This is a genomic window from Spongiibacter tropicus DSM 19543 (assembly GCF_000420325.1).
GTDB lineage: Bacteria > Pseudomonadota > Gammaproteobacteria > Pseudomonadales > Spongiibacteraceae > Spongiibacter > Spongiibacter tropicus.
On sequence record NZ_ATUS01000001.1, the window covers coordinates 2,290,649 to 2,311,317 of the forward strand.

18 protein-coding genes are annotated in these 20,669 nt (G+C 59.8%); 13 read left to right on the forward strand and 5 right to left on the reverse strand.

Going from position 1 to position 20,669, the window contains the following annotated elements; translation table 11 throughout:
* Window positions 1–41 precede the first annotated feature (41 nt).
* Window positions 42–2,210 (reverse strand): primosomal protein N', encoded by a 2,169-nt coding sequence (locus G411_RS0110755; protein ID WP_022959212.1) that lies wholly within the window; start codon window positions 2,208–2,210, stop codon window positions 42–44.
* 244 nt (window positions 2,211–2,454) lie between these two features.
* Here G411_RS0110755 and rpmE point away from each other — a divergent pair, with 244 nt between their 5' ends.
* The 3 genes from rpmE to G411_RS0110775 all read left to right on the forward strand — a co-directional run bounded on the left by rpmE (window position 2,455) and on the right by G411_RS0110775 (window position 4,943).
* On the forward strand, window positions 2,455–2,673 hold the full coding sequence (gene rpmE / locus G411_RS0110765; RefSeq protein ID WP_028968347.1) for a 50S ribosomal protein L31: 219 nt from the start codon (window positions 2,455–2,457) through the stop codon (window positions 2,671–2,673).
* Window positions 2,674–2,746: 73 nt separating this feature from the next.
* A complete protein-coding gene (locus G411_RS20155) occupies window positions 2,747–3,550 on the forward strand; it encodes a thermonuclease family protein (RefSeq protein ID WP_022959215.1) in 804 nt (267 codons plus the stop codon).
* 145 nt (window positions 3,551–3,695) lie between these two features.
* Window positions 3,696–4,943, forward strand: coding sequence for a malic enzyme-like NAD(P)-binding protein (locus G411_RS0110775; protein ID WP_022959216.1), 1,248 nt, complete (start codon window positions 3,696–3,698; stop codon window positions 4,941–4,943).
* 75 nt (window positions 4,944–5,018) lie between these two features.
* Here the strand turns inward: G411_RS0110775 and G411_RS20160 are convergent, their stop codons facing one another.
* Both G411_RS20160 and G411_RS0110785 read right to left on the reverse strand, forming a co-directional pair.
* Window positions 5,019–6,626 carry an FAD-dependent oxidoreductase gene (locus G411_RS20160; RefSeq protein WP_022959217.1) on the reverse strand — a complete coding sequence of 536 codons (1,608 nt, stop codon included), beginning with the start codon at window positions 6,624–6,626 and terminating at the stop codon, window positions 5,019–5,021.
* A 14-nt stretch (window positions 6,627–6,640) separates the two neighbouring features.
* The gene (locus G411_RS0110785; RefSeq protein WP_022959218.1) at window positions 6,641–8,842 is read right to left on the reverse strand and encodes a TonB-dependent receptor; all 2,202 of its coding nucleotides are present in this window, start codon (window positions 8,840–8,842) and stop codon (window positions 6,641–6,643) included.
* 219 nt (window positions 8,843–9,061) lie between these two features.
* Between G411_RS0110785 and G411_RS0110790 the strand changes: the two genes are divergently transcribed.
* The 3 genes from G411_RS0110790 to G411_RS0110800 all read left to right on the forward strand — a co-directional run bounded on the left by G411_RS0110790 (window position 9,062) and on the right by G411_RS0110800 (window position 10,810).
* Entirely contained in the window at window positions 9,062–9,640 is a 579-nt protein-coding gene (locus G411_RS0110790; RefSeq protein WP_022959219.1) for a TetR/AcrR family transcriptional regulator, read from the forward strand.
* Window positions 9,641–9,719: 79 nt separating this feature from the next.
* Window positions 9,720–10,154: an OsmC family protein gene (locus G411_RS0110795; protein ID WP_022959220.1), complete on the forward strand. Its 435-nt coding sequence runs from the start codon at window positions 9,720–9,722 to the stop codon at window positions 10,152–10,154.
* A gap of 131 nt (window positions 10,155–10,285) precedes the next feature.
* On the forward strand, window positions 10,286–10,810 hold the full coding sequence (locus tag G411_RS0110800) for an outer membrane beta-barrel protein (RefSeq protein WP_022959221.1): 525 nt from the start codon (window positions 10,286–10,288) through the stop codon (window positions 10,808–10,810).
* Between the two features lie 24 nt (window positions 10,811–10,834).
* On the opposite strand, the gene G411_RS0110805 is transcribed toward G411_RS0110800, so the two are convergent.
* Entirely contained in the window at window positions 10,835–11,734 is a 900-nt protein-coding gene (locus G411_RS0110805; RefSeq protein WP_022959222.1) for a LysR family transcriptional regulator, read from the reverse strand.
* Between the two features lie 119 nt (window positions 11,735–11,853).
* Between G411_RS0110805 and G411_RS0110810 the strand changes: the two genes are divergently transcribed.
* A complete protein-coding gene (locus G411_RS0110810; protein ID WP_022959223.1) occupies window positions 11,854–13,074 on the forward strand; it encodes an acyl-CoA dehydrogenase family protein in 1,221 nt (406 codons plus the stop codon).
* 10 nt (window positions 13,075–13,084) lie between these two features.
* Window positions 13,085–13,912: an SDR family oxidoreductase gene (locus G411_RS0110815; protein WP_022959224.1), complete on the forward strand. Its 828-nt coding sequence runs from the start codon at window positions 13,085–13,087 to the stop codon at window positions 13,910–13,912.
* Between the two features lie 5 nt (window positions 13,913–13,917).
* Here G411_RS0110815 and G411_RS0110820 read toward each other — a convergent pair whose 3' ends face one another.
* Window positions 13,918–14,340 carry an MAPEG family protein gene (locus G411_RS0110820; RefSeq protein ID WP_022959225.1) on the reverse strand — a complete coding sequence of 141 codons (423 nt, stop codon included), beginning with the start codon at window positions 14,338–14,340 and terminating at the stop codon, window positions 13,918–13,920.
* An 83-nt stretch (window positions 14,341–14,423) separates the two neighbouring features.
* Here G411_RS0110820 and G411_RS0110825 point away from each other — a divergent pair, with 83 nt between their 5' ends.
* The 5 genes from G411_RS0110825 (at window position 14,424) to G411_RS0110845 (ending at window position 20,663) form a co-directional block, all read left to right on the forward strand.
* A complete protein-coding gene (locus G411_RS0110825) occupies window positions 14,424–15,173 on the forward strand; it encodes an SDR family oxidoreductase (protein WP_022959226.1) in 750 nt (249 codons plus the stop codon).
* A 27-nt stretch (window positions 15,174–15,200) separates the two neighbouring features.
* Window positions 15,201–15,707, forward strand: coding sequence for a protein tyrosine phosphatase family protein (locus G411_RS20165; RefSeq protein ID WP_022959227.1), 507 nt, complete (start codon window positions 15,201–15,203; stop codon window positions 15,705–15,707).
* A 123-nt stretch (window positions 15,708–15,830) separates the two neighbouring features.
* Window positions 15,831–17,492: an energy-dependent translational throttle protein EttA gene (ettA, locus tag G411_RS0110835; protein ID WP_022959228.1), complete on the forward strand. Its 1,662-nt coding sequence runs from the start codon at window positions 15,831–15,833 to the stop codon at window positions 17,490–17,492.
* Window positions 17,493–17,664: 172 nt separating this feature from the next.
* Window positions 17,665–19,662, forward strand: a complete 1,998-nt coding sequence (gene tkt / locus G411_RS0110840) for a transketolase (RefSeq protein ID WP_022959229.1) — start codon at window positions 17,665–17,667, stop codon at window positions 19,660–19,662.
* Entirely contained in the window at window positions 19,662–20,663 is a 1,002-nt protein-coding gene (locus tag G411_RS0110845) for a type I glyceraldehyde-3-phosphate dehydrogenase (protein ID WP_022959230.1), read from the forward strand. Before tkt ends, G411_RS0110845 begins: the two co-directional genes overlap by 1 nt.
* Window positions 20,664–20,669 lie beyond the last annotated feature (6 nt).

Sequence of the window (20,669 nt, forward strand, 5' to 3'; positions counted from 1 at the left end):
GGGTCGCGTATTATCGCTGTTCCGGCGGCAGTCTGCCACCGTCAGAACAGTTCGATGGGATCCACGTCTACCGACCAGCGCAGCGAGCGCTGGCCCAGCGCTTCGGCTACCGTGCAGGCGTGCTGTAACTGGCGGTGCAGTTGTCCCCGCTGCTCGGCCTGTAAGATCAGCGAGGCGCGGTAGCGGCCGGCGCGACGAGTCATGGGTGCCGGCAGCGGGCCGATCAGCTGCCAGCCGGGTTCCGGCGGCGACAGTGCTCCGCGCAGTTGTTGCAGGAACTGCTCCGCGTCGTGCAAATGGGGCGCGTCGCAGCGAATCACCGCACCGAAACTGAAGGGCGGCAGTTCCAGCAAGCGTCTCTCGGCGAGCTGTGTTGCCGCAAAGGCGCGATAGCCCTGCTGGCTCAGGCTCTGCAATACCGGATGAGCAGGGCAGTGGGTTTGCAGCAGGACTTCGCCGGGGCGGTCGGCCCGCCCGGCCCGGCCCGCGACCTGTAACAGCAGTTGCGCACTGTTTTCGATGGCCCGGTAGTCGCTGCTGAACAGTCCCGCATCCATGTCGATAATGCCCACCAGCGTGACTGCCGGAAAATGATGGCCTTTGGCAAGCATCTGAGTGCCCACCAAAATGCAGGGTTCACCGGCATTCACTTCTTCCACCAGGTCTGCCATGGCGCCGCGATTGGCCGTGGTGTCGCGATCGATGCGCAATACCGGCTGAGAGAAGCGTTTTTGCAAAAATAATTCCAGCCGCTCAGTACCCGGTCCGTCGTAAATCCATTGACTATTGCCGCAGTCCGGGCAGCTATCGGGCATCGCGCGCACCGCTTCGCAGTGGTGGCAGCGCAACTGGCGCCGACGATAGTGCACGGTCATGCGTGCATCGCAGGCGGTGCAGTCGGCAATCCAGCCGCAGCAGTGACATTGCAGCGTGGGAGCGAAGCCGCGGCGATTGAGGAACAGCAGTACCTGATTGCCCGCCGCAAGGGTCTGCTCGCAGGCGTGGAGCAGAGCATCGCTAAGCCCTTCATGCAGCGGCTGTTGGCGGATATCCAGCAGCCGAATCGGTGCCTGTTGGGCGTTGCCGGCGCGCTGGGTCAGGCGCAGGAGTTGGTATCGCCCCTGGTCGGCATTGTGCAGGCTGTCGAAACTGGGGGTGGCGCTGCCCAGAATGACCGGGCATTGGTGGTCGGCGGCACGTTTTACCGCAATGTCGCGGGCACTGTAGCGCCAGCCGTCCTGCTGTTTATAGGAGCTGTCGTGTTCCTCGTCGACGATTACCAGTCCCAGCCTTGGCAGTTCGGCAAAAATCGCCGAGCGGGTGCCCAGCACAATGTCGCAATCGCCGCGACGGGCGGCCTGCCAGTGGCGCAGCCGATCGCCGTCGCTCATCCCCGAATGCATGGCAACGACCCGGCCGGGGAAACGGCACTCGAAGCGCCGCAAGGTTTGCGGAGTAAGCCCAATTTCCGGTACCAGTACCAGGCACTGCTGACCCCGTGCCAGCGTGGCGGCGATGGCTTGAAGGTAGACCTCGGTCTTGCCGCTGCCGGTTATACCGTCCAGCAAGAAGCGGCTGAACTGGTCTTGCTGGTCACGAATACTGGCGAGGGCGTCGCGCTGTTCCTCGTTGAGTGTTGGTGGCTGTTCCGGGTTGGCCGGCGATGGGTTTGCGGCGGCGACCAGTAAGCCCTGCTCCCGAAGTGCGCGAAAAACCGCGTCGCTGAAACCCTGCTCGCGAATGTCGTCCCGGCTCAGGACCGGCTGTTCGATAAAGGCAGTGAAGAGGGCGCGCTGCTTTGCAGCGCGGGAGGGGATGTGTTCGAGTTCGGCACCGTCGGCCAATTGCCAGTGCTGTGGCTTGGCGTCGGCGGGCGGCGTGTTTCGGCGCAGGGCTACGGGCAGCATCTGATGCAGGCAATCGCCGATGGGGTGGTGATAGTAGCGCGCCGCCCAGCGTCCCAGTGCCAGCAGCTCTGCCGACAGGCTGGGACTGTCGTCCAGCACCTCGCTGACAGCACGGAGCTTGGCGGTATCTACCTGGCTGCCCTCGCTTTCGCCCAGGACCACGCCCACAAGCTCGCGACGACCAAACGGTAGCCGTACTCGCAGTCCGGGTTGCGGCGCGCAGCCCAATGTGTCGGGCCACAGATAATCGAAATGGCGGCGCAGAGGGCAGGGGATGGCGATGGAAACCAGCGTGTCGGCCATGGTTCTCTGAAGGCAAAAGCGCCAGTGTATAAGAATTGCGACGGTGTGGGGGCGGTAATTTCGCCGCAATGCCCGGCGGTGCTTGCTTATGCGCCCAGTTCTGCTAATATGCGCGGCCTGTTTTTCGGTGGTTTTTTGTTCAGTTGTGCGATGCCAATAGGGGCGCGTATGACAACCACCCAGCATCAGCCCAGCGCGGTGCCCGGCAAGAGATCGGGTGGCGGCGCCTGAAGAGGATTCATTGATGAAAGCCGATATCCATCCGAAGTACGAAGACATCAACGTGACTTGCAGCTGTGGTAACAGCTTCCAGACACGTTCCACCCTGGCCGAAGACCTGCACGTTGACGTGTGTTCAGCCTGCCACCCGTTCTACACCGGCAAGCAAAAAATGCTGGATACCGGCGGCCGTGTTGATCGTTTCCGCAAGCGTTTTGGCAATCGCGGTGGCGTTAAAAGCTAAGCGCTTGAGTCGCTTGCCCGGATTGGGTAAGCCGACAGTGGCAGTGCCAGCTACAACGCCAGCCACAAAAAAAATGCCCGGGCCTTTGCGTCCGGGCATTTTTGTATTGGGCCTGCTGTTCACGGGTGGGCTGGCTGCCGACTGCAAACCGCTCGGCGACGTGCGGAGTGTGGGGCTGGCTGCGGTGACGGACGGTGACAGCCTGCGTCTCAGCAATGGTCAGCGTGTGCGGCTGCTGGGTATCAACGCCCCGGAGCTGGGGCGGGACGGTCGCCCCGCCGAGCCATTGGCTGAAGAAGCCAGGCAGGCGTTGCAGGCGCAGTTGAAGGACCGGGAGGCCGTTTACTTGCAGGCCTATGGTCACGACCGTTATGGCCGTGTGCTCGCCGAAGTTTTTACCCGGCAGGATGGCGGCCATGTGGGAGAGACCTTGCTGAGCAAAGGTCTGGCGCGTGCGGTTGTGGTGCCGCCCCGCTGGCGGTCAGACGACTGCCTGTGGCGTGCCGAGGAAACGGCCAGAGAGCAGTCGCGGGGACTCTGGAGTACACCGCCGCTGCCATCGCGGGCAGCCACGGCAAAGGACCAGGGCTTTGTGGTGATGACGGGGAGAGTCGAGTCCGTGTCGCACAGCCGTCACGCAGTATGGGTAGATTTAGATGGCGATGTGGTCATCAAAATTGCCGAGTCGGACTGGCCGTATTTCGGCAATGAGGATTGGCAGCAGTGGCCTGGCCGAGAGGTAGAGCTTCGGGGCTGGCTGCGCAGCCGTCGGGCCAAGCCGGGGTTTGCATCGCTGAAGATGGATCTGCGCCATCCGGCGATGATGCGCTGGATGCCCCGTTTGAGCGAGGACGGGCGAAGTAAATACTCTCGCTGAATAGACTGAACTTGCAGGCTTTGTCGGGGCGTCCGGCTTGTGAGTACAGGGAGTTTTCTATATGATTTCTCGCCTTCGAGAGCGCAGCACAACAACAGAAAAGCGTTCCGCCCCCCCTTTTTAAGCACAAACCGAGAGCATGACGATGTCTAAAGATGTTAAGCAGGCGGCTCTGGATTATCACTCGATTCCAACGCCAGGCAAGATCGGCATCAGCCTGACGAAGCCCGCCGAAACCCAATACGACCTGTCGCTGGCCTACAGCCCGGGCGTTGCGGAGCCGGTGCGCGAGATCGCTAAAGACCCACTCAACGCCTACAAGTACACCAGCAAGGGCAATCTGGTCGCGGTCATCTCCAATGGCAGTGCCATTCTCGGTTTGGGTGATCTTGGCCCGGCAGCGAGCAAGCCGGTAATGGAAGGCAAGGCGCTGCTGTTCAAGCGTTTCGCTGATATCGACTCCATCGACATCGAAGTGGATGCAGAAGATCCGCAGGCGTTTATTGACACCGTGCGCCGTATTGCCGACACCTTCGGCGGTATTAATCTTGAAGATATCAAGGCGCCCGAGTGCTTTGAAATTGAGCGGATTCTGATCGAGCAGTGCAATATCCCCGTCTTCCACGACGACCAGCACGGCACGGCTATCGTGACCGCAGCGGGTATGCTGAACGCACTGGAAATTCAGGGTAAATCCATCGAGACAGCTCGCATTGTTTGTCTGGGTGCCGGTTCGGCGGCCATCGCCTGTATGCGTCTGCTAGTGAGCCTGGGGGCGAACAAGGCCAATCTGTTTATGCTCGACCGTCGGGGTGTGATTACTCCGGGGCGTGAAGGCTTGAACGAGTACAAGGAAGAGTTTGCCAACGGCAGCGGCCCGACCACCCTGGAAGAAGCTATTCTGGACGCCGATGTCTTTGTCGGCCTGTCTGGCGCAGACTTGCTGAGCGAAGCAAATCTTCGGGCGATGGCGCCAAACCCCATCGTGTTTGCCTGCTCAAACCCGGATCCGGAGATCAAGCCGGAGCTGGCAAAAGCCGTACGCGACGATCTGATTATGGCAACGGGCCGTTCCGACTACCCCAATCAGGTCAACAATGTATTGGGCTTCCCGTTTATTTTCCGTGGTGCATTGGATGTGCGTGCCACCGAGATTAACGAAGCAATGAAAGTGGCGGCGGTGCACGCCATTCGCGAACTGGCGAAAGAAGATGTTCCGCAGGTCGTTGTGGACGCCTGTAACTGTGGTGAACTGAGCTTCGGCCCCGAATACATTATTCCTAAACCTGTAGATCGCCGTCTGCTGGGACAGGTGGCCGCTGCGGTTGCCCGCGCTGCTGTTGACAGCGGTGTGGCATTGTTGCCGTATCCGGAGCACTACCCGCTGAGCTAATCTTCAGTGAGTAGATGTTAAAAAGCCGCGCAATTGCGCGGCTTTTTCGTTTTAGGGGACGGGGTTTCGCCGGTCTTAGCCGCTAAGCTGCCGGCCGGCAATATAGGCAAAGGTCAGCGCCGGGCCAAGGGTGCCGCCACCGCCGCCGTAGAGTGCGCCGGGTGAGCCGACGCCGGTCGTATTGCCCGAGGCGTACAGCCCGGCAATGGGCTGGTCGAAAACATCCAGAACCTCCGCCTTGCCGTTCACTTTCAAGCCCCCGCAGGTGCCGATATCGGCCGGTGAAACCTCTGCACCATAGAACGGGCCTTTGCTGAGAGGGCCCAGTGTACTGCGCGGATCACCGGAGCCGTAGGTATCGTAAGCGCTTTCGCCGCGATGGAAATCCGGGTCTTTGCCCTCGGCGGCAAAGCGGTTAAAGCGTTCGACCGTCGCCGTCAGGCCACCGGCATCTATACCCAGCTTGTCAGCCAGTGCCTCAAGCGTATCCGCTTGCTGAACCCAATCCGGCAGGGCCTCGTCAGCAGTGCGTCCGGCGAGTGGATAGTGTTCGCGATAGCCCTGGTCAAACAGTTGGAACGCAGGCAAGTTGCGGTAGCCCAGGTCGCCCCAGTTTTCCCAATCGTGATAGCTGCGCCATGTGGCGTCGTAGTCGGCGGCTTCATTGCAGAAGCGCTGACCGTGACGGTTGACCACAATGCAGCCGGCGTTACGCCGCTCGATCTGGGCTGACAGGGAAATGCCGCCGCGGCTCTGGCCATTGGCCTCGGCGTCGCCCTTGTACACACTCAACCCCCAGGCTTCATTCATGTTGCTGAGTGCTGCGCCCAGTGCCATACCCATACGGATGCCGTCACCGGTATTGGTTTCGGTGCCGAGTGTGTAGGGTGAGGGGCCGCGCAGGAAGTGTTTTTTCATTTCCCAGTTGCGTTCGAAGCCACCGCTGGCCATTAGCACGGCCTCCCTGGCGCGCACTTTCTGTGGGCGACCGTCGCGGCGAATACTGACGCCGGTAACCCGGCGTTGACCCTCTTCCTGCTGTACGCTGTGCAGCGCCTCGGCGGGGCAGTCGGTGAGCAGGGTCGCGCCGGCGGCGATCGCGGCCTGCAGCATATCGCCGACCAAAATGCCTCCTGCCAACGCGACTTGCGGCTGGACCGGTTCCACGGAGCGACCTTTGCGCAGCGCGCCGGGCCACTCGGGGTGGTAGTCGGCGACGTCGCCCATCAGCTTCGAGACCCGAAAGGTCATGGCGGTGTTGGCTTCCAGGTAGTCCAGCATGTCTGGGCCGTTATCAATGAAAGCATCGATCAGTTCGTCGCTGGACTGCCCCTGGCTGAGTTTTTCAATGTAGCGCCGCGCGGCGTCGCGGTTATCGCGAAGTCCCTCGCGTTGCATCACGCGGTTATTGGGGATCCACAGTACGCCGCCGGAGACGATACTGTTTCCGCCGGGGGCGCTGTTTTTTTCCACAATCAGTACGCGTTTGCCGGCCTTGGCCGCCATCAGCGCGGCCAGCAGACCGGTGCCCGAGCCGATGACAATTACATCGTACTCGTCGTCCCAGTGCTCGTCGGAAGGAACCTTGCTGGCCGCCAGCGCCGGAGCACCGCTGGCAGCGGCGAGGCCGCCGAGCAGGCTGCCTTTCAGCAGACTGCGTCGTTTCAGTTCTTTGCTATCCATATTGTTGGCGCCCCTTAAAATTCGTAGATGATGTCCAGTCCAAAGCTACGGGGTTCATTGTAGGCAATGGTGGAGCCGGCGCCCGCCGTGAAGCGGTGGCTGACATAGTCCTTGTCCTGAATGTTTTTACCCCAGAGGGCCAGTCGCAGCTCGCCGGTTTTTACGGCTGCGGCGGTCAGCGTGAGCCGGGCATTAAGCAGGCCGTAGCTGTCGATTTCCCAAAGTGCTTTCTGCTGCGCGCTGGCACCGGTGCCGGCGGTGGCATAGTGGCTGTCCTGCCAGCTATAGCTCAGGTTCAGCCAGAAATCCCCCAGCGAGCTTTCGCCAAACTGGTAATCGAGGCTGGCGGTGTAGGCATTTTCCGGCGCATAGGGCAGCACAAACTGCTCGGAAATATCCTGGCCACTGACCGGATGGTTAACCTCATCAATGCTCCAGTCGAGGTAGGCGTAGTCCAGCGAGACAGATAGCTGCGCGGTAAGCTGGGCGAGAATATCCAGCTCCAGGCCGCTGACCTCGGCGGTGCCTGCATTGTAGGTATTCACTACCGCAATTTGCGCCGGGTCCGGTGAGAGGTCGAGCTGCATTTCTTCGTAGTCAGAGCTGAATGCCGCCACGTTGACGCGCAGGCGGCGATCCAGCCAGTAGGACTTCAGTCCCAGTTCGTAGGAGGTGATTTCCTCGGGGTTATAGTCGATGGTGAAGTCGCCGCTGGACTCGGCAAAACCGCCGGATTTGTAAGCGGTAACGACTTTGGCGTAGACGCTGGCATCATCGGTTAACTGGTAATTGGCGGACAGCATCGGGTCGGTGCTGCTGTAAGAAACGGCGTTGCGGGTGCCGTTTTCAATCGGGACTACCGTGTTGAAATTGAGAATGGTGGCCTGATAGTCGCGGATACCGTCGCGCTCATCCTCGGTGTAGCGCAGACCTGCGGTCAGCGTGAGCCGGTCTTCCAGAATCATGGGTGTGTAGCTGACCTGGCTGTACACCGCCTGGGAGTTGGTGTCGGCGTTCACGTAGCGGTCGTACAGCATGTCGTGAGGTGCGGGAAAGTTGTTGCCGGGGTCGAAATCGTCCTGCAAGTCCTGCAGCCAGATACGCTGGCGGTGGTTGGCTTTTTCTTCGAAGTAGTACACGCCCGCGACATATTCCAGGCGAGCATCCAGGGCCGAGCCGACGATCTGGAATTCCTGCGACCACTGGTGGCTGTCGATAGAGTCATCGGTTTCGTAGTAGCCGACAACGAAGGCGGCGTTCAGATAGTCCTGGAAATAGCGGGTATCCAGCTCCCGGTAACCGGAGATCGACTTCACAGAGACATTCTCGCTCAGGTCCCAGCTCAGGGTCAGTGAGTGGCCGTTGAAGTCGGTGGTGCTGGTGGGCAGGTTCGCCCGGCGCGGTGTTTTGGTGTGAGGGCTGGTGGGGTAGTTCGGGCCTGCCAGCAGGTCGTTCTGGTAATAAATGGGGGTATCTTCCGAATCGCCTATTTCAAACGCATAGTCGGCACTCAGCGTGTCGCTGATATCCCAGCGCAGGGCGAGGCGAGCCCCCTGTTGATCCTGTTCACCATAGTCATTGCCGCCCCGGTTGCGGACGTAGCCGTCCTTGCTGCTGCGCACATAGGACAGTTTGGCGGACACATCGCCCACCGCGGGAAGGTCGATCGTGGTCAGGCTGCGCAGACGCCCCTGGTTGCCGATGGTGAGCTGTTCTTTGAAGGCGAATTCCCCGCTGGGTTTGCGGGTGTGAATATTGATGGCGCCGCCCGTGGTGTTGCGTCCGTATAGCGTACCCTGGGGGCCGCGCAGCACTTCGATACGCTCAATGTCTGCGAGATCCATGCTCGAGGACTGCGGGCGCGCCATGTAAACACCGTCGATGTACATACCGATAGCGCCTTCCTTGGTGATCTGGCCGACGTCGTTTGCGCCTTGGCCGCGCATGAACAGAATCAGCGCGCCACTGGAGGAGGGGTAGGGGGCAAAGGTCAGCGCGGGAACGGTGGTGGCCAGTCCGCTGATATCGTTGGCGCCCTTCATTTCCAGTGCGTCGCTGCCATAGGCGTTGATGGCAATCGGAATTTCCTGGGCCGATTCACTGCGCTTTTGTGCGGTGACGACGACTTCTTCAATCTGTGCCGTCGCGGCCAGTGTGGTGGTGGCTGGGCTGAGTAACAGTCCCAATGTCAGCATGCGGTAGGGGTGCTTCGTCATTTTTCTTATCTCTCTATGGCGCCAGTCAGTGCTTGCCACGCCCGTGGCGCCAGTATCGGGCATTGGCAAACCTCGTTAAGCAGAGCCAGCATAAGCGAGCTTGTTACATAATACAATATGTGTAACATGTAACTAACGTTATTGATATTCTGCATCAGCTGATGTTTGAGAAATACTGCGGGGGCTGCTAATTTGCGCGGTCTTCTAGGGGAGAGAAATGTGTCAAACCAGCATCTCAGGGAAGCCATCCTTGATGCCGTAGAACAGTGCTTTGCACAGTACGGACTGCAAAAAACCACCCTCGCTGATGTGGCCGAGCGGGCGGGTGTGTCGAGGATGACCGTGTACCGTCATTTCAAGGACCGCAAGGCGTTGTTCGACGGTGCTTCACTGCGCAATATTCGTCGGCACTGGGCCGAGATTGCCGCGCAGCTGACCCATGTTGAGCGCTTGGACGAGTGGTTGATTGAGGGCATGCTCCTCTATCAGTTTGACATTGCCAGCGACCCGCGGGTGCAGCTGTATCTGGACCTCGGGGCATTCGATGACGGCCTCGCGGTGTCGCAGACGGAGGTTGGTCTGCAGGCGGCTATTTGCCAGTTTGAGCATCTCTTCAATCCGCTGGCGGATGCTCAGGGGCGGCTCAGCAATGGCTTGGACGCCTATCAATTGGCCGAGTGGGTTCATCGCAACAACCACAGCCTGCTACGCTATCCCAGCGACCGATTGGCTGATCGAGAAGTGCGCCGCCGCTGGTTATCGGCGCAGATTTGCGGCGGCTTGGTGCCCGCACACTGAGCAGCGCGCAGGTCTTTGATCCAGCGCAAGGTTTGCCAGCTCAATCCGGGCTGTAATGAAGGAAAAGGAGGATTCATTCATGCAAGCACTTCCCCATCGTTACTATGTTTGCGCGAGCGCCGAAAGCGAGGGCGACGTTACCCTCAAATCCGACGGGCTCAGCAATATCTCCTCGGATGCACCTGCTGAGTTCGGAGGTCCCGGTGACAAGTGGTCGCCGGAAACCCTGTTGATGGCTGCGGTGGCCGATTGTTTTGTACTGAGCTTTAAAGCGGTTGCCAAAGCGGCCAAGTTTGACTGGTTGGCGCTGGACTGCCGGGCCGAGGGCAAACTGGACAAGCAGGAGCGCAAGGTCTGCTTCACCGAATTTGAAGTGTTTGTCAGCCTGACGGTGGCGGCAGACGTCGACGAAGAGCAAGCCACGCAGTTGCTGGAAAAAGCCGAGCGTAACTGTCTGGTGGCGAATTCGCTGTCGGGGCCTTCGCAGTTGTATATCGAAATTCTGAGAGGCTAGTCTCTCCCGTCAGCGAGGTATACAAAAGTGCTCGCGCAGTCCTAAGTATTAATGCCAATAGGTTTCTGAGCCATAGTCGCTAGGCTGTGTCTCAGCACTATTCTGTCAGCTTGTAAAAAAGGAATTGAACCATGAAAGGACTCGCCCCCCTCGCTTGCCTGTGTCTGCTTTCCAGCGCCGTTTATGCCTATGAACCGGAGCCCGTGGTCTATGTGGGTGCGTCGTACTCACATCTGGAATACTCCGAGTCATCGATCGAAGCGGACTTGTCGTCTGTCGGCGTCACGTTTGGTGCCCTGATTAACGAGAATTTCGCGCTAGAGTTGCGATATGCGCAAGGTTTTGATGATGAGACGGTCATGAATATCGCGACCCTGGAACTTGACCACATGGTCAGTGGATACCTGAGGGCAGGCATGCCCGTGACCGAGCGCCTTTATCCCTATCTGGTGGTGGGGCGAAGTAAGGTCGAAATGAAAGCCTCGGGTGCTGGCCTGTCTATCTCGGGAAAGAAAAGTGATATCAGCTATGGCTTGGGTCTGAATATCTCCTGGCCGGAGTCGCCGGTGATTGTGAACATGGAATACACCCAGTTTGTCGATAAGGATTACTTTGAAATTGCGGGGCTGACGATCGGTCTGCAGCTCGAATACTAAGCACGCCTCTTCCCTCAGGCGGCGCTAGGCTTGTTCATCAAGCGCCGCCACTCTCTCCATGATTTGTTCCCTCAGCCAGCGATGACCTGCATCGGCATTAGCACTGCGGTGCCAGTAGATATGCATGTCGAGTGCGGGCAGTTCCAGCGGCAGTGGATGGAGCCTCAGCCCCAATAGCTTGGCGTAGCGCTCGCCCAGCTGTCGCGGTAGCGTGAGCAACAAATGTGAAGCGGCAACCACGTGACTGGCGGCGTGGTAACTCTGCCCGCGTATGCGTACATCTCGCTTCAGCCCCCTCTGCAAGAGCTGCCGGTCTTCAAATAACACGCCCTCTCCGCGCCCGGATACTCCGACATGAATCGCCGCGAGATACGCCTCCAGCGTCAACGCTGCTGTCAGTGGGTGATCGGCCCGCATCAGCACACACAGGGGCTCGCTGCGCAGTGGGACGTGCTCAATGCTGTCGTCGACGGGCTGCGGTACATCGACAGCCAGTGACAGCTCGCCGAGGGCCAGGTGGCGGCTGAGCTGATCCCGACGCAGCCGTCGGCTTTGAAGGCGAATGCCCGGTGCGACCGTGTTCAGGTGACCGGCAAGCGGTGGCAGAAGCAAAAACTCCATGGTGTCGCCCAAGCCGAGAACAAACCGCCGCTGGGAGTCGCCGGCGTCAAAATGTTGCCCTCGATAAACGCTGTCTTGCAGTGTGCTCAGCGCAGCTTGCACGTCGTCGGCTATGCTGTCTGCGAGGGGGGTTGGCGCGATCTGGCGGCCGCGGCGCACGAACAGTGGGTCGTCGAAGTGTTGGCGCAGGCGGGCGAGGGCATTGCTGACGGCGGGCTGGCTCAGATGCAGGTCGCGAGCCGCTTCGGTCAAAGAGCCCGCGCGGTAGATGGCGTCAAAAACGCGGAACAGATTCAGGTCCATTGGCTTCTCTCGGGGCGTAAAATATATTCGCTTTATGAATAATAAAGGATTTATAAAATAAATTAGACTGATGTTTTGCCGCGGACTATGGTACGTGGAGTTTGTGTGGAGGATACCCTATGGATTTCAGCCTCAGCCCGCGCTGCCAGGCGCTGCGCGATCAGATTCGCCAATTTATCGATACCGAGATTGCCCCGGTGGAAGCGGCCTTGTTGCCCGGCCTGCTGGAAAGCCCCCGTGGTGCAGATTGGACACAGTGGCAGGTGCTTCCGGAAGTCGAAGCCCTGAAAGAAAAAGCCAAAGCCCAGGGCTTATGGAATCTGTTTTTGCCCGATCCGGAACTGGGGGCGGGTTTGTCAGTGGCGGAATACGCGGTACTGGCTGAGCAGATGGGGCGCTCGCATTTTGCGCCGGAAGTGTTTAACTGCAACGCGCCCGATACCGGCAATATGGAAGTGTTGTGGAAATACGGCAGCGAGGCACAAAAGGCCCAGTGGCTGACGCCCTTGCTCAATGCCGAGATTCGCTCGGTATTTTTCATGACCGAGCCCGACGTGGCGTCCTCCGATGCCACCAATATGCAGGCGACGATTACCGTCGATGGCGACGAACTGGTATTGAACGGGAAAAAATGGTGGTCCACCGGTGTGGGCGACCCGCGCTGCGAAGTGGGTATCTTTATGGGCCTGAGTGATCCTGAGGCGCCTCGTCACAGTCGTCACTCGATGGTATTGGTGCCGATGAATACCCCGGGCGTGACCATCAAGCGGATGCTGCCGGTGTTTGGCGGCTTTGATGAGCCCAGTGGCCACGGTGAAGTGTGGTTTGAAAATGTTCGGGTGCCGATGGATAACCTCATTCACGGCCTGGGGCGTGGCTTTGAAATCGCTCAGGGGCGCCTCGGCCCCGGCCGCATCCACCATTGCATGCGCGCCATCGGCGCCTCTGAACGCGCGCTGGAGCTGATGATTCAGCGTGGCATGAGCCGTGAAGCCTTCGGCAAGCCCTTGATTAAACTCGGGGGCAATCCCGAGCGAGTGGCTGAGCTGCGCATTGCGATCGATCAAGCGCGGCTGTTGACTCAGTACGCCGCCTGGAAAATCGACGAGGTGGGTGCCATGCAGGCGCTCAGCGAAATCTCCGCGATCAAGGTTGTTGCCCCGAACGTGATGCAGCAGGTGGTCGACGAGGCTATTCAACTGTTCGGGGGTGCCGGTGTGAGCAATGACACGCCGCTGGCGGCCCTGTTTGCCATGGCGCGGGTGCTGCGCCTGGCCGATGGCCCCGATGCCGTGCACCGCAGTTTGATCGCCCGCCTTGAATTTGCCAAATACCGCTAGGAGACGCTTGATGAGCAATAACTATAAGACGGGTCAGTCGCGCATTTTTATCACCGGTGGTGCGTCGGGTCTGGGGCGCGCGCTGGCCGAGCGTTTTGCCGCAGCGGGCTATGCGGTGTGCATCGGCGATATTCATGCTGAGCGCGGGGAGGAAACCCTGGCGGCGCTGCAGCAGAAAACGGCGGCGCACTTTCTCACTTGCAATGTCCAGCGTGAAGAGGATTTGCAGGCCGCGGCAGACTGGCTTCGCGAGCATTGGGGAGGCGTGGATATTGTCGTCAACAATGCGGGGGTGGCCGCTGCCGGAAATATCGATGCGCTGCCGCTGGAGGATTGGCAGTGGGTCATGGACATCAATGTGCTGGGTGTGGTGCGTGGCAGCAAGGTGTTCACGGCGCTGATGAAGGAGCAAGGACACGGTCACATTGTGAATATCGCGTCACTCGCCGGCTTGATTCATCCGCCGAAGATGGCTGCTTACTGCGCTTCCAAGGCGGCGGTGGTGGCGATCTCCGAGAGCATGAGCCTGGAGTTGGCCGACGACAATATTGGCGTATCGGTGGTCTGTCCGGCGTTCTTCCGGACGAATCTTGCCGAGTCAGCGAGGGCGTCAGATGCCGATTCTGCCGGTATGACGAATCGCCTGGTGAACAAAGCCAAAATCGGCGCCGAAGAGATTGCCAATTACGTGTTCGAGGCTGTGCAGCGCGGCGACCACTATATCCTCACACACGCGGAAAGCCGTCGATTGTTCCGTCTGAAACGTCTCGTGCCTTTCAGCTGGTACCGCCGTGTGATGCTGAAAGGCACGTCGCGCATGGCTAAAAAGCGCGCCTGAGAAGATTACAGCAGTGCGCGCAGGGCGTTAATCGCCATTGCCAGCAGAGCGAGGGTACTGATGGCGAAAATGCTAAAGCGCAGCGGCACGTAGTTATTGGTGCTCTGCACAATGCTGTGCAGCACGCGGGCGACAACGTAGGTCCAGGCCAATGTCAGGTTGATACCGTCGCCCAAGCCCATCATGGCCAGTGTCAGCGCGGTAGCGTAGAACAGGGTGGGCTGCTCCATCAGGTGATTGTAATTGTCGGCCTTCCACTGAATGCGTTTATCCATCAGTGTGGCCAGCTCGGCAGTGCGTTCTCCCGCCGAGGGCGGCAGCCCGGCTTTGTGGATGGCGGGCAATCGCGTTAAGGCCATCCAGGCAAGCATCACCAGGCTCCAAAGCACCAGCGTAATGACGGGAAGAAAAAGAGGGGATGCACTCATGCGTATTTCCTGTTTTATCGTCTATGTGTCAGGGTGAGGGAAATATAGCAGCCGCATCGACATAACCACACAACGAGGACGCGATGTTTAGAAAAAATATTTTGATCACCGGTGCCAGCTCCGGTCTGGGTGAGGGAATGGCGCGGGCGTTCGCCGCGAAGGGCAGTAATCTGGCCCTGTGCGCACGCCGGGTGGAGAATCTGGAGGCCATCAAGGCCGATATTGAAAAGGCGCATCCCAATGTCACCGTGCTGATCAAGGCGCTGGACGTGTGCGACTACGATCAGGTGTTCACCGTGTTCCGTGAATTCCGTGAAGAATTGGGCAGTCTCGACCGGGTGATCGTGAATGCCGGGATGGGTAAGGGCGCGTCGATGGGCACCGGATATTTCCATGCCAATCGCCGCACCGCCGAGACCAATTTCATTGGTGCCATTGCCCAGTGCGAGGCGGCCATGGAAATCTTCCGCGAGCAAAATGCCGGGCACCTGGTGACGATTTCCTCCATGAGCGCGCTGCGCGGCCTGCCTCGCGCGGTGAATATCTATGCGGCCACCAAGGCCGGACTGCGCACCCTGAGCGAGGGCTTGCGGGCCGATGTGTTGGGTACGCCGATTAAAGTGAGCTGCATCCTGCCCGGTTTTATTCTCACGCCGATTAATGAAGAGATGAAAAAAGCGCCGCTGCGGGTGGACTTGGAAACCGGCTGTCGCGCTCTGGTGAAAGCTATCGAAAAAGAGCCCGGTGAGGCCAAGGTGCCCGCTTGGCCGTGGGTGCCTGTGGGTTGGGCGATGAAGCTGCTGCCCTTGCGCCTCGTTGCTAAAATGACCTGATCAACGGGAGCGGGCGGAGAGATTGCAATGAAAATGTGGATGGCACTGCTGGTAGTGCTTGTGGCGCCCCTGAGCTGGGGCGCGAATGAGATGCCCGCGGAGAATCGCTATGTGGGCGGCCAGCCTTCGGCGGCAGACTTGCAGCGCCTTGCGGCGTCGGGAGTGCGCCATGTGATCAATCTGCGTCCGGCCGCCGAGCAGGCCGGTTACGATGAGTCGGCAGCCGTGACGGCAGAGGGGATGCAATACCATAATTTGCCGGTCGCCGGGGCGGCGGATATCAGCTTTGCCAACGCTCAGGCGCTGGATGCGCTGCTGGCCGATATCGGCGACGAGCCGGTGCTGTTGCACTGCGCCAGCGGCAACCGTGTCGGTGCGCTGATGGCGCTGCGGGCGGCCATGCAAGGGCAGGATGAGGAGTCCGCGATTGCTGAGGGGCGGCGCTGGGGCATGACGCGTCTGGAGCCGGTGGTGCGCCAGCGACTGCAGGAGCAGGAGCAGGACTGTCTGATAGCGATGGAATCACCCTGCTAGGATTCTGTCCGGGGGTGAAAGGCGCGCTTTGCCGGTAAAAGAATTGCGCCTGAGGCGCCCTTTAGGTACCGTTCGCTCAGTTTTCATGCCGCTTGACGCGGCGTTTCTGTATCAGGAGTGATCGTGGCGCAATTCGTTTACACCATGAACCGCGTGAGTAAGGTCGTGCCGCCCAAGCGCGAAATTCTCAGCGATATTTCCCTTTCGTTTTTCCCCGGTGCCAAGATCGGCGTACTCGGCCTGAACGGCGCGGGTAAATCCACGCTACTGCGTATTATGGCGGGGGTCGATACCGAATTTAACGGCGAGGCGCGCCCGCAGCCGGGTATCAAAATCGGTTACCTGTCACAGGAGCCCGAGCTGGACCCCGCCAAGGATGTGCGCGGCAATGTTGAAGACGGTGTTGCCGAAGCCAAAGGCGCGCTGACAGAGTTGGATCAGGTCTATGCCGCCTATGCCGAGCCGGATGCCGACTTTGACGCGCTGGCCAAGCGCCAGGCTGAGCTGGAAGATATTATTCAGGCCACCGACGCCCACAACCTCGACCACAAGCTGGAAGTGGCCGCCGATGCTCTGCGTTTGCCGCCCTGGGATGCCGACGTCACCAAGCTCTCGGGCGGTGAGCGTCGCCGTGTGGCGCTGTGTCGCCTGCTGATGTCCAATCCCGACATGCTGCTGCTCGACGAGCCCACCAACCACCTGGATGCGGAATCGGTGGCCTGGCTGGAGCGCTTCCTCTGCGATTTCCCCGGCACTGTGGTGGCGATTACCCACGACCGCTACTTCCTCGATAACGCCGCCAACTGGATTCTGGAGCTCGACCGCGGCCGCGGCATTCCCTACGAGGGTAACTACTCCGACTGGCTGGAAGCCAAGGAGCAGCGACTGGCTCAGGAAGCCAAAGCCGAGGCCTCGCGCAAGCGCGCCATTGCCACCGAGCTGGAGTGGGTGCGCAGCAATGCGAAGGGGCGCCAGAGTAAGAGCAAGGCGCGTCTGGCCCGCTTTGAAGAAATGCAGTCTCAGGAGTTCCAGAGCCGCAGCGAGACTAACGAGATTTATATTCCGCCAGGCCCCCGTCTGGGCGACAAGGTGATCGAGCTGAACAATGTCAGCAAAGGCTACGGCGACCGCATGCTGATCAACGACCTGAGCTTCAGTATCCCCAAGGGGGCGATTGTCGGCATTGTGGGGGGTAATGGCGCGGGTAAATCGACTCTGTTCCGCATGATCAGCGGCAAGGAACAGCCCGACAGCGGCAGCGTCGAGCTGGGTGAAACCGTCAAGCTGGTGTCAGTAGAGCAGATGCGCGATGCCCTGGACGATAATAAAACCGTCTGGGAAGCGGTGTCTGATGGGCTGGATATGCTGCGTATCGGCAGCTATGAAATCCCGTCGCGGGCCTACATCGGTCGCTTCAATTTTAAAGGCAGCGATCAGCAGAAACGCGTTGGCGAACTGTCGGGCGGTGAACGTGGTCGCCTGCAACTGGCCTGCACCTTGAAGGAAGGCGGCAACGTCTTGCTGCTCGACGAACCCTCCAACGACCTCGATGTGGAAACCCTGCGTGCCCTGGAAGATGCGCTGCTGGACTTCCCCGGTTGCGCGCTGGTGATCTCGCACGACCGCTGGTTCCTCGACCGGATCGCGACCCACATTCTCGCCTATGAGGGCGACAGCGAGGTGGTGTTCTTCGAGGGTAACTACACCGAGTATCACGAAGACTTCGTGGCCCGCAAAGGCAACAATGCGGCGCCCAAGCGTATGAAGTACAAGAAGCTCAAATAAGCGGGCGGCGGCGAATTGCCGCCAAACGTGTTCCGCAGATGGCCGTCGGTGTGCAAATCCGCAGATTTGTTGCCCCGCACGGCCATTTTTACATTCCAGAGGTTTGCTGTATGGCCCGGGGTAAGGGAAAATAGCGCCCTCTTTGCCGCCACCACAGTATCAGGAGCTCCCGATGCCCTCTCGCCGCGACCTTGCCAACGCTATCCGTGCCCTGAGCATGGACGCCGTCCAGAAAGCCAATTCCGGTCACCCCGGTGCGCCAATGGGAATGGCGGACATTGCAGAAGTGCTGTGGCGGGACTATCTCCAGCACAATCCGGCCAATCCGAACTGGGCCAATCGCGACCGCTTTGTGCTGTCGAATGGTCACGGCTCCATGCTGATTTACTCGCTGCTGCACCTCAGCGGCTATGAGCTGACGATCGACGATCTGCAAAACTTCCGTCAGCTGCACAGCAAAACTCCCGGCCACCCCGAATACGGCTATGCACCCGGTGTAGAAACCACCACTGGCCCATTGGGGCAGGGCATTGCCAACGCCGTGGGCATGGCAACGGCCGAAAAAATCCTGGCGGCCCAGTTTAACCGCGACGGCCACGACGTGGTCGATCACTACACCTACACCTTCCTCGGCGACGGTTGCATGATGGAAGGCATCTCCCACGAAGTCTGCTCGCTGGCCGGGACCTTGGGTCTGGGCAAGCTGATTGCTTTCTACGATGACAACGGCATTTCCATCGACGGCGAAGTGGAAGGCTGGTTCAGCGACGACACCCCGAAACGTTTCGAGGCTTACGGCTGGCAGGTGATTCCGGCGGTTGATGGCCACGACAGCGATGCCATTACCGCGGCCATCGAAGCGGCGCGCGCCGAGACGGGCAAGCCGACGCTGATCTGCTGCAAGACCGTGATCGGCATGGGTTCGCCCAATAAAGCCGGTAAAGAAGAATGTCACGGCGCGCCGCTGGGCGACGAGGAAATCGCTCTGACGCGCGAAGCGCTGGGCTGGAACTACGGCAGCTTTGAAATCCCCGACGATATCTACGCGGAGTGGAGCGCCCGCGACAGTGGCGCGGCCGCCGAACAGGCCTGGAACGAAAAGTTTGAGGCCTACGCCGCGGCGCACCCGGAGCTGGCTGCCGAATTCAAACGTCGCGTTGGTGGCGAACTGCCTGCCGATTTTTCCCGTCAGGCCGAAGCGTTTATCTATCAGTGTCAGGACGAAGGCAAGGAAGTCGCAACCCGCAAGGCCTCGCAACTCTGCCTGGATGCCTTTGGTGAGATGCTGCCGGAGCTGCTGGGCGGCTCTGCTGACTTGGCCGGTTCCAACCTGACTTGGTGGAAAGGCTCCAAGGCGATAACGGCCGACGATGCCAGCGGCAACTACCTGCACTACGGGGTGCGCGAGTTTGGTATGTCGGCGATGATGAACGGCATTGCCCTGCACGGCGGCTTTATCAACTACGGCGCCACCTTCCTGGTGTTTATGGAATACGCCCGCAACGCGGTGCGCATGGCGGCGCTGATGAAGCAGCGCAGCATTTTTGTGTACACCCACGACTCCATTGGCTTGGGCGAAGACGGCCCGACTCACCAGCCTATCGAGCAAATTGCTTCACTGCGCGGCACCCCGAATATGTCACTGTGGCGCCCCTGCGATATGGTGGAATCTGCCGTTGCCTGGCGTGCGGCGATTGAGCGTGCCGATGGCCCGACTTCATTGATCTTTACCCGTCAGGGCTTGCCCCACCAGAATCGCAGCAGTGCACAGGTGGCGGCGATTGCCCGCGGTGGCTATGTGCTGAGTGACTGCGATGGCGAGCCGGAGGCCATTATTATCGCCACGGGCTCTGAAGTGAAACTGGCGATGGCGGCGCAGGAACAACTGGCTCAGTCCGGTCGTAAGGTTCGTGTGGTCTCCATGCCCAGCACGGATGTATTTGAACAGCAGGATGCCTACTACCGCGAATCGGTGCTGCCCAGCAATGTGCTGGCACGCGTCGCTGTGGAAGCGGCTCATAAAGACTACTGGTACAAGTATGTTGGCCTCGATGGTCGCATTGTGGGTATGGACAGCTTTGGTGAGTCGGCACCCGCCGGTGAGCTGTTCAAGTTCTTCGGCATTACCGCCGAGGCGGTGGTCGCCGCAGTTGAAGACTGCACCGACTGATGATCCGACTGGCGATCAATGGTTATGGCCGTATTGGCCGCTGTGTACTGCGGGCGCTCTATGAGTCGCCCCTGCGAGAGCAGTTGCGCATTGTTGCCATTAACGAGCCTGCTGACCTGGACACCATCGCCCACCTGACCCGTTATGACAGCACTCACGGGCGCTTTGTCGGTACGGTGGAAAAGGGCGTTGATAGCCTGCATATCAATGGCGATGAAATTGTGGTTACCCACCACAGTTCGCTGCGCGAACTGGACTGGAGTCGTCACAATATCGATGTGGTGCTTGAGTGCAGCGGGCAGTTCCTGAGTCATCGCGAGCTGGAGATGCATCTGGAAAACGGCGCCCGTCATGTGCTGCTGTCCAACCCCGGCGAGGCCAGTATTCCCACTTATGTTTACGGTCTGAATCACGAGTCACTGGACAGCGAGCAGCGCATCGTTTCCAACGCCTCCTGTACGACCAACGGCATCGCGCCGGTCATTGATGTTTTGCACCGCGCTTTTGGTGTGCGTTCGGGGTGTATCACCACGATTCATTCCGCGATGAATGACCAGCCCGTACTCGATGCCTATCACAACACGGATCTGCGCAAGACGCGGGCGGCGGGTATGTCCATGATCCCCATCGATACCGGTCTGGCGGCGGGCATCGGCCGTATTCTGCCCGAGCTGGATGGCCGCTTTGCCGCGCGGGCGGTGCGCATTCCCACCCATAATGTGTCGGCGATGGAGATGAGCGTGACGCTGCAGTCGCGGGTGAGTGCCGCCGATATCAATGCGGCGCTGCAAATGGCGGCGCGGGGGCGGCTGCGCAAGGTGCTGGGCATTACCGAGGAGCCGCTGGCGTCCTGTGATTTTAACCACGATCCGCGCTCGGGGATTGTCGATGCCGGACAGACGCGTGTTGCCGATGAACTGGCCAGCGTCCTGACGTGGTTCGATAACGAGTGGGGCTATTCCAACCGCATGCTCGACATGGTGGTCCACTGGTTGCATTGATTTTGG